The sequence below is a fragment of the Acinetobacter sp. AC1-2 genome, from assembly GCF_016124155.1.
Classification (GTDB): Bacteria; Pseudomonadota; Gammaproteobacteria; order Pseudomonadales; family Moraxellaceae; genus Acinetobacter; species Acinetobacter calcoaceticus.
On the sequence record NZ_JABFFO010000001.1, the window covers coordinates 1820858 to 1836043 of the forward strand.

The 15186-nt window shown below is 39.4% G+C and carries 12 protein-coding genes; 7 read left to right on the plus strand and 5 right to left on the minus strand.

All coding sequences use genetic code 11. The annotated features are described in order from the left end of the window. The 4 genes from HL290_RS08545 to HL290_RS08560 all read left to right on the plus strand — a co-directional run bounded on the left by HL290_RS08545 (position 1) and on the right by HL290_RS08560 (position 5176). Positions 1 to 786 (plus strand): 1,6-dihydroxycyclohexa-2,4-diene-1-carboxylate dehydrogenase, encoded by a 786-nt coding sequence (locus tag HL290_RS08545; protein ID WP_198496189.1) that lies wholly within the window; start codon positions 1 to 3, stop codon positions 784 to 786. Positions 787 to 843: 57 nt separating this feature from the next. Next, the gene (benE, locus tag HL290_RS08550; RefSeq protein WP_198496190.1) at positions 844 to 2037 is read left to right on the plus strand and encodes a benzoate/H(+) symporter BenE; all 1194 of its coding nucleotides are present in this window, start codon (positions 844 to 846) and stop codon (positions 2035 to 2037) included. Positions 2038 to 2515: 478 nt separating this feature from the next. Then, positions 2516 to 3874: an aromatic acid/H+ symport family MFS transporter gene (locus tag HL290_RS08555; protein ID WP_198496191.1), complete on the plus strand. Its 1359-nt coding sequence runs from the start codon at positions 2516 to 2518 to the stop codon at positions 3872 to 3874. A gap of 45 nt (positions 3875 to 3919) precedes the next feature. Next, the gene (locus HL290_RS08560; RefSeq protein ID WP_198496192.1) at positions 3920 to 5176 is read left to right on the plus strand and encodes an OprD family outer membrane porin; all 1257 of its coding nucleotides are present in this window, start codon (positions 3920 to 3922) and stop codon (positions 5174 to 5176) included. A 100-nt stretch (positions 5177 to 5276) separates the two neighbouring features. On the opposite strand, the gene HL290_RS08565 is transcribed toward HL290_RS08560, so the two are convergent. Both HL290_RS08565 and hrpA read right to left on the minus strand, forming a co-directional pair. Next, a complete protein-coding gene (locus tag HL290_RS08565; RefSeq protein ID WP_198496193.1) occupies positions 5277 to 6383 on the minus strand; it encodes a beta-ketoacyl-ACP synthase III in 1107 nt (368 codons plus the stop codon). Positions 6384 to 6477: 94 nt separating this feature from the next. Beyond that, complete coding sequence (gene hrpA / locus HL290_RS08570; RefSeq protein WP_198496194.1) at positions 6478 to 10335, minus strand: ATP-dependent RNA helicase HrpA; 3858 nt, start codon at positions 10333 to 10335, stop codon at positions 6478 to 6480. 352 nt (positions 10336 to 10687) lie between these two features. Here hrpA and ahpC point away from each other — a divergent pair, with 352 nt between their 5' ends. Both ahpC and HL290_RS08580 read left to right on the plus strand, forming a co-directional pair. Next, a complete protein-coding gene (gene ahpC / locus HL290_RS08575) occupies positions 10688 to 11251 on the plus strand; it encodes an alkyl hydroperoxide reductase subunit C (protein ID WP_016138759.1) in 564 nt (187 codons plus the stop codon). 252 nt (positions 11252 to 11503) lie between these two features. Further along, positions 11504 to 11713, plus strand: coding sequence for a KTSC domain-containing protein (locus HL290_RS08580; RefSeq protein WP_004793625.1), 210 nt, complete (start codon positions 11504 to 11506; stop codon positions 11711 to 11713). Between the two features lie 51 nt (positions 11714 to 11764). Here the strand turns inward: HL290_RS08580 and HL290_RS08585 are convergent, their stop codons facing one another. Then, positions 11765 to 12958: an alkane 1-monooxygenase gene (locus tag HL290_RS08585; protein ID WP_198496195.1), complete on the minus strand. Its 1194-nt coding sequence runs from the start codon at positions 12956 to 12958 to the stop codon at positions 11765 to 11767. A 120-nt stretch (positions 12959 to 13078) separates the two neighbouring features. Between HL290_RS08585 and HL290_RS08590 the strand changes: the two genes are divergently transcribed. Next, entirely contained in the window at positions 13079 to 14128 is a 1050-nt protein-coding gene (locus HL290_RS08590) for a helix-turn-helix domain-containing protein (RefSeq protein ID WP_198496196.1), read from the plus strand. Here HL290_RS08590 and HL290_RS08595 read toward each other — a convergent pair. Both HL290_RS08595 and HL290_RS08600 read right to left on the minus strand, forming a co-directional pair. Beyond that, a complete protein-coding gene (locus tag HL290_RS08595) occupies positions 14105 to 14692 on the minus strand; it encodes an O-methyltransferase (protein ID WP_198496197.1) in 588 nt (195 codons plus the stop codon). The two genes, HL290_RS08590 and HL290_RS08595, sit on opposite strands and share 24 nt — an antisense overlap. Positions 14693 to 14737: 45 nt before the next feature. Continuing rightward, positions 14738 to 14956, minus strand: coding sequence for a DUF1653 domain-containing protein (locus HL290_RS08600; protein ID WP_198496198.1), 219 nt, complete (start codon positions 14954 to 14956; stop codon positions 14738 to 14740). Positions 14957 to 15186: the final 230 nt, after the last annotated feature.

Here is a 15186-nt window from a genome sequence, read left to right on the forward strand (position 1 = left end):
ATGTCAAACCGTCAAAGATTTACTGATAAAGTTGTGATTGTTACGGGTAGTGCCCAAGGCATTGGTCGTGGCGTGGCCCTGCAAGTCGCAACTGAAGGCGGACAAGTCGTCATGGCTGACCGCTCTGAATATGTTGAAGAAGTTCTCAAAGAAATTCAGAATGCAGGTGGCGATGCTGTCACAATTAATGCCGACCTTGAAACCTATGCAGGCGCGCAAGCGGTTGTTGCAAAAGCCATTGAACACTATGGTCGGGTAGATATCCTGATTAATAATGTAGGTGGCGCGATCTGGATGAAACCTTTTGAAGAGTTTTCCGAAGAAGAGATCATTAAGGAAGTGAATCGCTCATTGTTTCCAACGTTATGGTGCTGCCGAGCTGCGTTGCCCGCCATGATTAAGCAACAATCGGGTGTTATTGTAAATGTATCCTCAATTGCAACCCGTGGCATTAATCGTATTCCCTACTCGGCATCTAAAGGTGGTGTAAATGCTTTAACAACATCTCTTGCTTTTGAACATGCTAAAGACGGGATCCGAGTCAATGCCGTTGCGACGGGTGGAACAGAAGCACCGCCTCGCAAAGTACCGCGTAACGCCAACCCATTAGGTCAAAATGAAAAAGACTGGATACAGCAAGTGGTTGATCAAACAATAGATCGAACATTTATGGGCCGTTATGGCACAATTCAAGAACAAGTGAATGCAATTTTATTTCTTGCATCAGACGAAGCATCGTATATGACTGGATCGGTTATTTCGGTCGGAGGCGGAGATCAGGGTTAACCCTGATCTTTTTATATGATTGGGTAAATAACATGATTTGCATGGAGGCAATCACACATGGCAACCCTGTTAAAGACATTAAAAAATGACTGGTCCATATCAGCAACAGTTGCTGGCTTTCTTGCGGTTTTAATTTCTTACTCAGGCCCACTGATTATTTTCTTTCAAGCTGCTCAGCGTGCCCATGTGTCCACCGATATGATGGTTTCATGGATTTGGGGAATTTCAATTGGTGCTGCTGTTTCAGGTATTTATCTTTCGATTAAATATAAAACTCCTGTCATTACCGCATGGTCTGCACCAGGTACTGCCCTGTTAGTGACGCTATTTCCACATATCTCATTGAATGAAGCAGTAGCCGCCTATATTACTTCTGCCGTTGTTATTTTTTTAATTGGCGTTACAGGTTACTTCGACAAATTACTCAAGTGGATTCCGCAAGACGTCGCTGCGGGCATGATGGCAGGTATTCTTTTTCAATTTGGTATTGGCCTATTTACCGCATCTGATAGCATGCCTTTTATTGTCTTTAGCATGCTCATTGTCTTTTTAATTGCCAAGCGTTTAATGCCGCGCTATACCATGATTTGGGTATTAGCTGCCGGAGTTTTATTAAGCCTCATTTTAGGCAAAATGAATCCTGTTGATGTGAGTTTTAGTTTAGCTATCCCTCAGTGGATTAGCCCAGAGTGGACATGGAACTCAACTCTTAACCTTGCCGTTCCTCTCATTTTAGTCAGTCTAACCGGCCAATTTTTACCGGGTATGGCGATTATGAAACTCAGCGGTTACGACACGCCAGCCAAACCGATTATTAGCGTTACCAGTATTGCCTCTTTAGTTGTTGCTTGCGTAGGTGGTATTACCATTGTGCTTGCCTCAATTACCGCGGCCTTATGTATGGGCAAAGACGCTCATGAACTTAAAGAAAAACGCTATATCGCGGGTATCGCTAATGGAATTTTTTATATTTTAGGAGGCTTATTTGCTGGCAGTATTGTCATGCTATTTAGCTTACTTCCTAAAGAGTTGGTTGCAGCACTGGCAGGTTTAGCCTTGCTTGGAGCAATTGCCACCAATATTTCTGTCGCCATGAGAAATGATAGTCAACGTGATGCTGCACTTATTACCTTTTTAGCAACAGCATCAGGCATGCATTTTCTTGGATTAAGTTCAGTTTTTTGGGGTATTTGTATTGGTGTAATCGCCCATTTCATTCTCACACCACGATCAACTCCAGCCACAAATTAAGTTTTTTATCTAAACACTCCAACCAAAATAAAGCCTTAATCGCCAAGTCAGGATGCAAATAATTTGCTAACCCTGATTTGGCGATTTTTATTTAATATAAATTAAATTTCATTTTTAATGATGAATCTCTAAAATAATTAAATAATAGACTTTAATCTCCCATCTTAATATTTTCACTCCAATTAATAATATAAATTTAGCTCTATTTTTATCAGTGATTCTTAGCAAGAAAATCAAGAATAAAACACCAATAAAAACATTGAAATTCTCACCATATAATATTTACCACTATTTTAAAGACATAACACAGTCAGCTCGACAAATAAAAATAAACACATATTTTTCAAATAATTAAACCAATAAAAACACAATACCTTAAAGACATAAAGATATATCAATTAGGTTTTTGACTCTAACTCAATAACAAAATAGTTTATTAAAAAATAACGCGATACTTCACAAATTGGAGGTGAAGAAAATGGATACGAGCAAGGTTAATATTAATGAGCTAATTGATAAGGCCAGTTTTACTTCTTTTCATTGGAAAGTTTTAATCTGGTGCTTACTTATTATTATTTTTGATGGATATGATTTAGTCATTTATGGAGTAGCACTCCCTTTATTAATGCAACAATGGTCATTAACTGCGGTAGAAGCAGGTTTGCTGGCAAGTGCGGCTCTATTTGGCATGATGTTTGGTGCCATGATTTTCGGCACACTTTCGGACAAGCTCGGGCGTAAAAAAACCATCCTGATTTGTGTGACTTTATTTAGCGGATTTACCTTCATCGGTGCTTTTGCCAAAGGACCAACTGAGTTTGCAATTTTGCGCTTTATTGCTGGCCTTGGTATTGGTGGCGTTATGCCAAACGTGGTCGCACTCATGACCGAATATGCGCCTAAAAAAATTCGTAGTACATTGGTCGCAATCATGTTTAGTGGTTACGCAATTGGTGGCATGACATCTGCCCTACTCGGTGCATGGCTGGTTAAGGATATGGGCTGGCAAATCATGTTTTTACTTGCAGGTATTCCACTGCTATTACTCCCACTGATCTGGAAATTTCTGCCTGAGTCTCTCACCTTTTTAGTGAAATCTAATCAGAGTGAACAGGCTAAAAGTATTGTCAGCAAAATTGCACCTCAAACTCAGGTAAACGCCAATACAGAACTGGTATTAAACGAAAGCACAACAACTGAAGCACCTGTCCGTGCGCTTTTCCAACAAGGCCGTACCTTCAGCACATTTATGTTCTGGATTGCTTTCTTTATGTGCTTACTCATGGTGTATGCCTTAGGAAGCTGGTTACCTAAACTTATGCTGCAAGCGGGCTATTCGCTAGGTGCAAGCATGTTGTTCCTGTTTGCACTCAATATTGGCGGCATGGTCGGTGCAATTGGTGGCGGTGCTTTGGCAGATAGATTCCATTTAAAACCTGTTATTACCATTATGTTTATTGTGGGATCAGCAGCTTTAATTCTGCTTGGGATTAATAGTCCACAATTTATTTTATATAGCCTGATTGCTATTGCTGGTGCTGCCACAATTGGTTCGCAAATCTTACTCTACACCTTCGTTGCACAGTTCTATCCGACAGCACTTCGCTCAACTGGCATGGGCTGGGCATCTGGAATTGGCCGTATCGGAGCGATTATCGGCCCAGTTTTAACTGGAGCCCTACTCACACTTGAGCTTCCTCACCAAATGAATTTCTTAGCGATTGCAATTCCGGGTGTGATTGCTGCACTTGCAATATTTATGGTCAATCTTAAAGCCTCTGTTGCTGCACAAACGCCATCAACATTTAACACTCAAAACACGCTTACCCAGCAGTAAACATACATGCGCCTAGGACTGGCGCATTTATCACGGAAATGGATTATGGAATTATTACATCGCTTTAAGCCACATGCTTTAACCTTTTCAACCTTAGTATTGATGTGTGGCAATTCATTCGCTGCAAATCCAAATCAGCAAGCTGAAGATGAATGGAAATTCACTTTAAAGAATGCCTACATCAACCGTAATTTTGATAATGATGCGCTCAAAGATACCGGCAGTTGGTCTCAGGCAGCATCGTTATTTTATAAATCGAAAATGCATGACACTCCGCTGCAAATTGCAGACAAACCTATTACGATTGGTGCAGATGCTTCCGTTCAATACGCCGTGCGCCTAAGTTCGGACAAACATGTCGCAGACACAGTTTTACCTTTTAACAAGGAAACTCAGTCACAAGCATCAGACTTTTTAAAATACGGGGCGACATTAAAATTAGGTTATGACAAAACGCTTTTGAGTATGGGTGAGCTTTGGCTAGACCTGCCTGTAACCGCTGTCGATGCCAGCCGACAATTGCTCGCTTCTTATTGGGGAACCAATTTAAAGTCGCAACTTTCGGATCAGCTGTATGCCGAAATTGGTCGAGTTGAAAAAGTATCGCCACGAAATGAAGAGGACTTTAAAAAGTTTTCTTTTACGGCAAATGGAGTTACTAAAGAATCTGATGGTTTAAATTACATAGATCTACGCTACCAATTTACGCCGTCACTCAAGGGTGAGTACTACTTTGGTAATTTAGAAGACCTCTATAACAAACACTATGTTGGGCTTGAGCATAATTGGAAACAATCTAATTTCGCTCTTACTTCTAAGTTTAAATACTTCAATGCAAAAGATGATGGCAACACTTTTGATATCGATGCACAAAACATTGGAGTACTAGAAACGCTCAAAGTAAAAAACCATACCTTTGGTTTGGGATACCAACAAATTACGGGTGAGTCAGCTTACCCCCTACCAGATGGTTTCTTACCAGAAACGTATTTCATTAACTGGAATGCCACCGGTTTCTTTAAAGAAGACGAGAAGTCTTACCATGTCATGTATGGCTACGACTTTAAAGATTATATGCCGGGTTTAAATGCGATGGTGAAATATGTGTATGGCCATGATTTTAAAGCAGCCAATGGTGAGAAAAACCATGAAACCGAGTCGAACGTGATTTTAAACTATGCGTTTCAACAGCCGTACTTAAAGGGCGTTGCCCTGCAATACATTCGCATTGATTACAACGTAAAACATGGCAATGATTTTGGTGAAGACCGCCTGTTTGTCAATTACACTAAAAAGTTTTAATAACTTTTGATTTAATTTAAGCGGGCTAATTTTAGTCCGCTTTATTATTTTTGAGCCATAAAAAAACGCCCTTACGAGCGTTTTTAATTAATCTTGTAACTTAAGCAACGTGCTTTTGTACAACAATCGAACCTACTGAATAGCCTGCACCGAATGATGAAATCACGCCATACTCGCCATCATTCACTTCATGCCCTGTACGGTGCAAAGCAATAATCACACCTGCTGAAGAGGTATTGGCAAATTCATCTAAAATAATTGGTGCGCGGCTTAAATCTGCCTCTTTACCAGCAACATATTTCAAGATTAGTTCATTCATGTTGGCATTAGCTTGGTGTAACCAGAAACGTTTAATATCGTTTGCAGTTAACTGCATTTTTTCTAACTGTGCATTAATGATTTTTGCTACCAATGGACAAACATCTTTAAATACTTTGCGGCCATCTTGACGGAATAATTTGTCGTCAACCACTGCATCTTCGCTACGGTTTAAGAAACCGAAGTTATTACGAATGTTGTTTGAAAATTGAGTAAATAGATGAATATCTAAGATTTCAAAACCAGTTTTAGTCGTAGTCTCTTCAATAATAGAAGCAGTTGCAACATCCCCAAAAATGAAGTGACAATCACGGTTACGGTAGTCAAGGTGACCAGAGGTAATCTCAACATTCACCAATAAAACACGGCGAGCACCTGAACGAATTGCATCTGCCGCTTGTTTCAAACCAAAAGTAGCAGCAGAACACGCAACATTCATGTCATACGCATAACCTTGAATACCAAGTGCAGATTGAATTTCAATCGCAACTGCCGGATAAGCACGCTGCATGTTTGAACATGCCAAAATTACGACATCAATATCTTCAGCAGTCACGCCTGCATTTTCCATTGCCTGTTTCGCAGCGATAACGCCCCACTCAGCTTGAAGTGATAACTCATCATTTGAACGTTCAGACAAACGAGGACGCAAACGTGATGGATCAAGAATTCCTGATTTCTCAATAACGTAACGACTTTTAACACCAGAAGCTTTTTCAATAAATTCAGCACTTGAACCACGTAATTCTTCAAGCTCGCCAGATGCAATTTGCTCTGCATTGTCTTGATTATATTGTTCCACATAAGCATTTAAACTGACGGCCAGTTCTTCATTAGAAATGGTTTCTGTTGGATGAAATAGCCCAGTACCTGTAATACGAATGCCCATGTAAAACTCCTAAAAAAATGAAAAGGGTCTGTTAATCTTTCATTTATAAATTGCGTTGTTCGCTAAAAACAACATAAACAGACCCATATCTATTTTAACTGATTCCCAAACGATCCCATAACTTTTGCAGTCGAGTTGGTGAAATAGGCATCTTGGTTTTCATCGGTTGAGAAAATAAAGAAATGCGAAACTCTTCCAACATCAAATACAATTCTTTGATTTTAGGATCATTTTTTAATTTAAACACCTTGTCCATCCATGGATCGACATCGTCAATTGCTGCATGATCTCGCTGTAGATTATTGGGCAATCGGTCTAAACGCAATAGCAGCGCTTTCAAATAACGCGGGTATTCCTGCCAAAGATCGACAGGCTGGCAATAAACAAAATTGCCAAGTGACATTAAATCTAACTGATCTTCAATATCATCAATACTTCGCCCAAATATCTCTGGATCAAGCACCAAAAGCTGACGGCGAATTTGCTGCCATTGAATATAAATCTCGCTCAATTGCTCAAGAGCCTGCTGACCATAACTCAAAAATTGCTTTTTGACCTGTTCGAGCAGTTTATTAAATTCATCTGCATTAATTGGCAGAGTCGTAATTGCCATTTGCAAGGTTGCATAAACCAACATCTGCTCAAGTTTAGCTTTATCACCCAAAGGTGAGTAAGCTAAAGCAAGCGGTTTTGAAATCTGCTTTTTCAACTGACGAACCAAGTCACCAAGTTGCATGTGTACCAGACGGATAATACCTTCACGATGCTGTTTAATGGCTTCAGCCTGATCATTAAAAGTCTGGATGACAATACCAGAATCATCTTTAGCATCAGTTTCAGCAAAAGCTTTGGTCGGCACTAAAGCCTGATATTGTTTCACAACAACACCTGTGACCTTGTGTGAAGCCTCAAAAGTAAAGTTGTCAGGGAAGTTTTTAAACTCACCTTTTTGCTGTTTTACTGGACGATGAGTTTCCACACGACAACGTGCTTTTAGCTCTGGCAGATCACGACCTTTCGCAATCAATTTACCTTTTTCATCAATAACTTTAATGAACGGCACCAAATATGGATCAATTCGCTCAAACGAGAAATCTTTGTCTGTAATTTGCTCGCCACGTAAGGCAAAAGCTAAATAACTAAAAATATGTTCACGTAGATGCACTGCATCAATACCCTGCATGAGCTTACGAGCTGTATCAGGAATAGGCACCACATTACGACGCTTGTCCTTAGGTAACGCTTTGAGTAAAGCCTCAATTAAGTCTTGGCGCCAACCCGGAATTCCCCATGACCAAATATTTTCATCAACCTGAGGTAGTGCCTGAACAGGAATCTGAACAGTTGCACCATCTTCGTCATGGCTTGGGTCAAAATGATATGTCGTCGCTAAACGTAGCTGCCCATTATGCAGATGATCTGGAAATTGCTGCGTAGTTGGTCGATCATTGAGCCAAAGCGCATCATCCTCAACAAATAAATAACGTGGATTATTTGCTTCTACCGTCGCTCGCCAGTCTTCAAAACTACGACGGCTTGCAATTTCTTCGGGAATTTTAGAGGCATAAAACTGATAAATTGTTTCTTCATCAACCACTAAATCACGACGACGCAATTTATCTTCAACTCGCTCTACTTCTTCAAGCTTAAGTAAGTTGTGTTTTAAAAATGGTGGAACCGTACCCAAATTACCTGTAGTTAATCCATCGCGTAAGAAAATTTCATGTGCAGCAGGTTGATCTACTTTCTCAAAATTAATCAAACGTTTTGGTTCAATAATTAAACCAAACAAGGAAATTTGCGCGTAGGCATTTACGATCCCCGTTTTCTTAGACCAATGCGGTTCAAAATAGTGATATTTCAACAAGTCACGTGCAGCGAGCAAAATCCACTCAGGATCAATTTTGGCTAAAGTACGTAAATATACCTGCGACGTTTCGACCATCTCAAAAGCCATCACCCAAGAGGTATTGGTTTTGTGCAAAGTACTTGCTGGAAAAACTTTTGCCTTTTGCTGACGCACCGCCATAAAGGTGTTGCGTTCATCTGTTTTATTGGCAATGAAAGAAAGTAACCCAGTCAGCAACGCACGATGCAAATTTTCATAATTTGCATTTTTTTCATTAAAGCTGAGTTTTAAACCTTCTGCTAATTCAACTAATTGCTGATACGTTTGTTTCCACTCACGTAAACGCAACCAACTTAAAAAATTCTCATTAGCAAACTGACGTCGTTTATTTTCAGACATACTTGCTTCACCTTTAGGATTTAAAGTATCCCAAAGTTTCAAATAAAACAGAAAATCTGAATCTGCTTCTTTGAACAATGCATGCTTTTGGTCAGCCTGCATTTGTTTGTCTGCTGGGCGTTCACGAGGATCTTGAACCGCTAAAGCACTCACCACAATCAAGATTTCTTTGAGTACACCAAAATGTGCACCACCAATAATCATACGCGCTAAACGTGGGTCAATCGGCATACGTGCCATCATTTGCCCGACTTTGGTCAGCTCATTTTTCTTCTCATTCATTGCCCCTAACTCAATCAAGAGCTTTCGACCATCATTCACAAGTCGGAAATCTGGCGGTTCAATAAAATCGAAGTTTTCTAACTCACCTAAGCCCAAACTTTGCATTTGCAAAATAACGGAAGCTAAGTTAGTTCGTTTAATTTCCGGCTCAGTAAATTCTGGACGGCTTAAAAAATCTTCTTCGCTGTATAAACGAATACAAACACCAGCAGCAATACGACCGCAACGCCCTTTACGCTGATTGGCAGCGGCTTGGGAAATAGCTTCAATCGGTAAGCGTTGAACCCGTGATCGATAGTTATAACGAGAAATACGGGCAAAACCGCTATCAATCACATAACGAATATTTGGAACAGTAAGCGCTGTTTCGGCTACGTTGGTCGCAATAATAATACGACGACCTTTACCGCCTGGACTGAAAATCTTTTGTTGTTCAGAAACAGCTAAACGCGCATATAGAGGTAAAATTTCGGTATGTCTTGGCCCGTACTTTTGCAAGGTTTCCTGTAATTCACGAATTTCTTGCTCTGTGCTTGAGAAAATCAGAATATCGGCATGTTCAGGATGACCTTTTGCTTCGGCATCGGCAAAACATTCTTCAACCGCTTGTACCACTGCACGTGGTAGATTTTCTTCAAAATCATCAAACTCATCGTCGTCACTTCCGCCAATATTCATCTCTGAAATTGGACGATAAAGCACTTCGACAGGATAACTACGCCCTTCAACTTCAAAAATTGGTGCGTCATTAAAGTAATTACTAAAACGATTTACATCTAAAGTTGCAGAAGTCACGATAACTTTAAGGTCTGGGCGTTTTGGCAGTAACTGCTTTAAATAGCCCATAATAAAGTCGATATTGAGTGAGCGTTCATGCGCCTCATCAATAATGATCGTGTCATATTTAGACAAGAAACGATCATTGCCTAACTCGGCAAGTAAAATACCGTCGGTCATTAACCGAACAATCGAATCTTGCGAACCTTGTTCATTAAATCGGATTTTAAAACCAATCGACTCGCCAAGCTTTTCGCCGACTTCTTCTGCAATACGCTGCGACACACTACGGGCAGCTAAACGGCGTGGCTGTGTATGACCAATCATACCTGTTAAGCCACGACCTGCTAACATTGCAATTTGGGGAAGCTGAGTGGTTTTACCGGAACCTGTTTCACCTGCCACAATAATGACCTGATGCTTTTGAATTGCATCAATTAGGCGGTCAGCATATTGAGAAACCGGTAGTTCCTGATTTAGTTTAATTTCAGGTAAACGTGCAAAGCGCTGTCTTACTTTGGCATTAGATTGTTCAAATAATTTTTCAATCTCTGCTGTATTGGCTTTTTTATCTTTACGTAAACGATTTAAACGGTGACGATCTCTTGCCATCACCCACTGATCTATATTTAAACCATTCTGCACAAACAAACTTTCCTGAAAATACAACAATCCGCTATTTTACGCTTTAATGTGCATAAGGTAAAACAATTGGTTTTTGATATATTTTTAATTTTTTTACATTTTACCCTTGAATTCTCACTAACGAGACTTCATGTTGTTAGGCAAGTTTCTTTTACTATAACTGTCATTTGATTTACATGTTTTTGCAGTCAAATCGAGTACAGTGTTTGGGGACTTAAAAATCGCAAATTTATCACTTATTCAATTTTCCGATTTTAGTCATGTAAAAATACTATTTCCCCAATAAAGAATTTTTATTTATTCTACATCTCGTAAACAAGTTTAAATATAAACCTCAATCATGGAGACAATGATGAGCTTGATTAATACTGAAGTTAAACCATTCCAAGCAACTGCTTACCACAACGGCCAATTTGTTGAAGTTAACGAAACTAACCTTAAAGGTAAGTGGTCTGTTGTATTCTTCTATCCAGCTGACTTCACTTTCGTTTGTCCAACTGAACTTGGTGACTTAGCAGACAACTACGCTGAATTCCAAAAACTTGGTGTTGAAATTTATGCTGTATCTACTGATACACACTTCACGCACAAAGCTTGGCACGACACTTCTGAAGAAATCAAAAAAATTCAATATCCATTAGTTGGTGACCCAACTTGGACTCTTTCTAAAAACTTCGACGTTCTTATCGAATCTGAAGGCTTAGCTGACCGCGGTACTTTCGTTATCGATCCAGAAGGTAAAATCCAAATCGTTGAACTTAACGCTGGCGGTATTGGCCGTGATGCGTCTGAACTTCTTCGTAAAGTAAAAGCTGCTCAATACGTACACTCTCACCCAGGTGAAGTTTGCCCAGCTAAATGGAAAGAAGGCGAAGCAACTCTTGCTCCATCTATCGACCTAGTTGGTAAAATCTAATTTTTTAGATTAGACCAATACGTCTGAGACCACCCTTTTTAGGGTGGTTTTTTATTGGTTATTTTTATAAATCTAAGCCCTACTCCACACCAAAATTTTATAGCTAATTTTTTACAATTCTTATACTTATAAATTTATAGCAACATTCATTTATGAATTGTCAGTCTGCTTAACTTAGAGTACTGTCAAATGATGAAACAAAAGAGTTTTTATATATGTACTAAAAGATCAAACAAAAGTAGGAGTAGTTATATGGAAAAATCTGTTGTTGTAACCTCTTGGAAATATGATGTTTCTTCACGCTATTTAAAAATTTTCTATAGCAATGGCTCAGGTGAGCTCTACCATCCAGTTCCAGAGTTTATCTACAATAATTTGTTACGTACCAATGATAAAACTGCATTTGTTCACAAATATCTTGAGTTTGATCTGCATTTTAACAGACTCCGTATTTCTGCTTAATCATAAAAAATCAGCCCGCTGGGGCTGATCTGTTTTATATCTTTCGACTATTTAAGCCGCGTGATTTTTCTCTATATATTTCTTTAGCATTTTTTCCTTCACATCAACATGCATATTGATTTTACTGAGGTCGCCCTTATAGTGCTCGACAACGCGATCATCCATAATTTTTGACCACCAAGATGGAATAAATGCAGGCAGAATCATTGCACCATAACCTGCTGGTAATTGCGGCGCATCTTCAAAGTGACGTAAGGTCTGAAAGCTGCGAGTTGGATTGGCATGATGATCTGAATGGCGTTGTAATTGATACAAGAACAAATTGGTCACCACATTATTATTGTTCCAGCTGTGCTCTGGCAAAGTACGTTCATATTGGCCATTTTCTTTCTTTGCACGCTTTAAACCATAATGTTCAATATAATTCACCGATTCAAACAAAGTTACTGCATAAGCGGCTTGAGTAACTTGAAATGGGATAGAACGCGCACCAAATTTCGCAAACATGGCTGCATGGTACACAGCAGACATCGCCCAACCATGAATCAGCTCATTTTCCTTACAGAAGAAAGGCAATTTCTTACGTTCTAAACGATTCTTTTCAATTTCGATTGCCGATTTAAAGCTACCAATTACGGTACGCGGCAAAAACTTCCAGAAGGTTTCACCAAATTGTGAAGATGCTGGGTCTTCAGGTGTCGCAACGCGACGGTGGTGTCCATAAGGATGTTCAATTCGGAAATGGTTATAACCCGATGGCGCTAGAGCTAAATGCGATAAATAATGTTCAAGCTGTCCATTCTTGTGGCTAAGTTCATGGGCAGTATTAATGGCAATCCCATTGACCATTCCCACCAAAGTTCCCAGTAAAACCTGATCAGCAAGAGATGTATTTTTACGACTGGCTAAATATGCCCCATAGATATTAGTCGCATATTGCAAAGGAATAAAAAGTTTAACAATGCGAGCATAATACGGATCCGCTTCTAAATCCGCGATTGCGTCTAATGGCGGATTTTCTGTGTCTTCACCAATCAATTTATCCAATGCTGGAATAACACCATGAAGAAATAATGGCCCAAATGAAGCAAAGAACTTTTTAGTTTTTTTAGGACCAAATTGATAGCCCGCTAGGCCTCCCATGGCAATGGTCGGTACAGCCAAACCCAATAGCCATAAATGACGTTTTTTGTCCTTAAATGTTGTTGTCGCTTGCTCGACATCCAGTTGAGTATGCATATTCATTAGAAACTCCAATCAAACACAAAATGCTTTGCTTGAATTGATTGTGTTCCTTCATAGCTTCTCTATATTATCATTTTAAGACTTGCTATTATCATTTTAAGACTTTACTGAGCTTTTCTTGTGCAGAAGCAACAGATCCCTGTTATTCCATCACGTTATTATTTACGGCTGATTGAAATTTTAATCGGCACGCATCAATACGATAATGAGTTGTTGGTGGCATTGCAGCAAGAACTGGCAAAAACAGAATTATTATCGATTCAACAAATTGAACAATTCATTGAGATTGGTTTGAGTCTGCCCAATACCCAAGACCTAGCCTTTGAACTCGGTAAAAATATAAAACTCAGCTCACATAGTCTAGTGGGCTATGCGCTAATGACCAGTCCTAATTTGGAACATGCACTGAGGCTGATTGCCCAATATTTTAGACTGATTATGCCGAGTTTTAAGCTCAGTATTCAGTTTCCGACCAATCAGCAAAAGGTTGAACTATTATTCGAACCAATTTTGCAGATGAATAAGCAGTGTTTGGCCTTTCATATTGAAGCGATTGCCGTGGCGTTTTACTACAGCCTGTTAGAGTTGGCAGGTCAACAATTACAACGCTACCAAGTGTATTTGAGTGTTCCAGAGCCGAGCTATCAAGAACGTTACGTATCCTTAGTGAAAGCCAATTTCCACTTTAACTATACGTGGCTTTCAGGTATACGCGTGGTAATTGATCAGCAACAATTGGCTCTGCCCTTGCCTTTAGCTGATGCGCATAGTTTAAAAATAGTTGAGCAACGCTGTCAGGAACAAATCCAAAAGATCTATCATCAAGGTGAAATTGTGGAATGGGTCAGCATGATGTTACGGCAAGCCAATCAAGTACCAACCCTAATGGAATGTGCCAAAGTCTTAAACATTTCTACCAAAACCCTACAACGCTATTTGCAGCAACAAGGTGTTGAGTTTCAAGCTTTAAAGCAACAGATCAGCACTGAGCGTGCCATTGATTTATTAGAGAATTCTGCCTTTACCATTACCCATATTGCCTATGAGCTGGGGTATTCCAATCCTGCCAATTTCACCCGCGCATTTAATAAAGTACAGGGCTGTAGTCCGCAAGCTTATCGGCAAGAATATCTAAAGAAAGTGAACCTACTTCAGAACCACCATACATAAACCAGCGCCTACCGGCAAAATACTGCTCATAAAGTTTTGATCATGTTTAATCAGTTCCAGAAATGATTTTACTTCAGCCGCATGTGAAATGACGTTATCAATAATGAGTACGCCACCTTTTGGCTTGATCAGACGTTTTAAATCTGGCCAATAATTCTCGTAAGCATTGCGCTCAGCATCTAACAAAATAAAATCAAACGTTTCCTGCGTTTCTTTTAAATAATCAGCTGCATCGCCTACCCAAAATTGAACGATTTCACTAAGCTCTAATTCAGCAACATGGCGTTTCGCCTCAGCACTTCGCTTTGCATCAATTTCAACTGTAGTCACCTGCCCACCAGTTGCCTGAGCGGCTTCAGCTAGCCATAAAGTTGAGTAACCCGTTGACGTACCGATTTCTAAAATAGCCTTGGCTTGCTGCATACGAATAAATTGCGACAATAGTTTTGCAGACTCAGCCTCAATATTGCGATAACGCAGCAAGCGATCTGCCTGCTGGGCATCATGCCGTTTAAAGGTGTCATATAAATCTGCAACTCTTTGTAAGAAAAAAGTATTTGGCATCTATTCACCCTTTAAACTCGTTATTTTATATGACAGCCATTTAAGTTAAGTGCTTTGAATTAACTTAAACCGCGGTACGATACTTCCATCAGCCACTGGAACCGTTTCAGTAAACATATCTAGTGGACGTACCCAAGTTGAATAGTCACCATAAAGACACTGATAAACGACTAGTTCCTCTTCAGTCTCACTGTGTTTTGCCACAGAAAAAACTTGATAGAGATTACCTTTATAATGCTGATAAATGCCGCGTTGCAATGACATGAAAGTACCTTTTAATGTTATGACATAAAATCTTTACAGCCATATAACATATATAAATTTTTAAATACTTTCACTTTAAAAGATAAAAAAGAGTAATAAAGGACACTTAAAGACAAATTACCGCTTTAAATTATTGATATTGTTTATGAGTACCACACAACATTCAAAAAACCGATCAAATATATAAAAACATACTGTTTTACCTATTTTATGTTTTGACGTACTATGCA

Coding starts and splice junctions, on each gene's coding strand:
- HL290_RS08580 (WP_004793625.1), top strand. CDS start 11,504: ATGGAAAAATCTGTTGTTGTAACCTCTTGGAAATATGATGTTTCTTCA.
- HL290_RS08565 (WP_198496193.1), bottom strand. CDS start 6,383: ATGGGCATTCGTATTACAGGTACTGGGCTATTTCATCCAACAGAAACC.
- HL290_RS08595 (WP_198496197.1), bottom strand. CDS start 14,692: ATGCCAAATACTTTTTTCTTACAAAGAGTTGCAGATTTATATGACACC.
- benE (WP_198496190.1), top strand. CDS start 844: ATGGCAACCCTGTTAAAGACATTAAAAAATGACTGGTCCATATCAGCA.
- HL290_RS08555 (WP_198496191.1), top strand. CDS start 2,516: ATGGATACGAGCAAGGTTAATATTAATGAGCTAATTGATAAGGCCAGT.
- HL290_RS08545 (WP_198496189.1), top strand. CDS start 1: ATGTCAAACCGTCAAAGATTTACTGATAAAGTTGTGATTGTTACGGGT.
- HL290_RS08600 (WP_198496198.1), bottom strand. CDS start 14,956: ATGTCATTGCAACGCGGCATTTATCAGCATTATAAAGGTAATCTCTAT.
- HL290_RS08585 (WP_198496195.1), bottom strand. CDS start 12,958: ATGAATATGCATACTCAACTGGATGTCGAGCAAGCGACAACAACATTT.
- HL290_RS08560 (WP_198496192.1), top strand. CDS start 3,920: ATGGAATTATTACATCGCTTTAAGCCACATGCTTTAACCTTTTCAACC.
- ahpC (WP_016138759.1), top strand. CDS start 10,688: ATGAGCTTGATTAATACTGAAGTTAAACCATTCCAAGCAACTGCTTAC.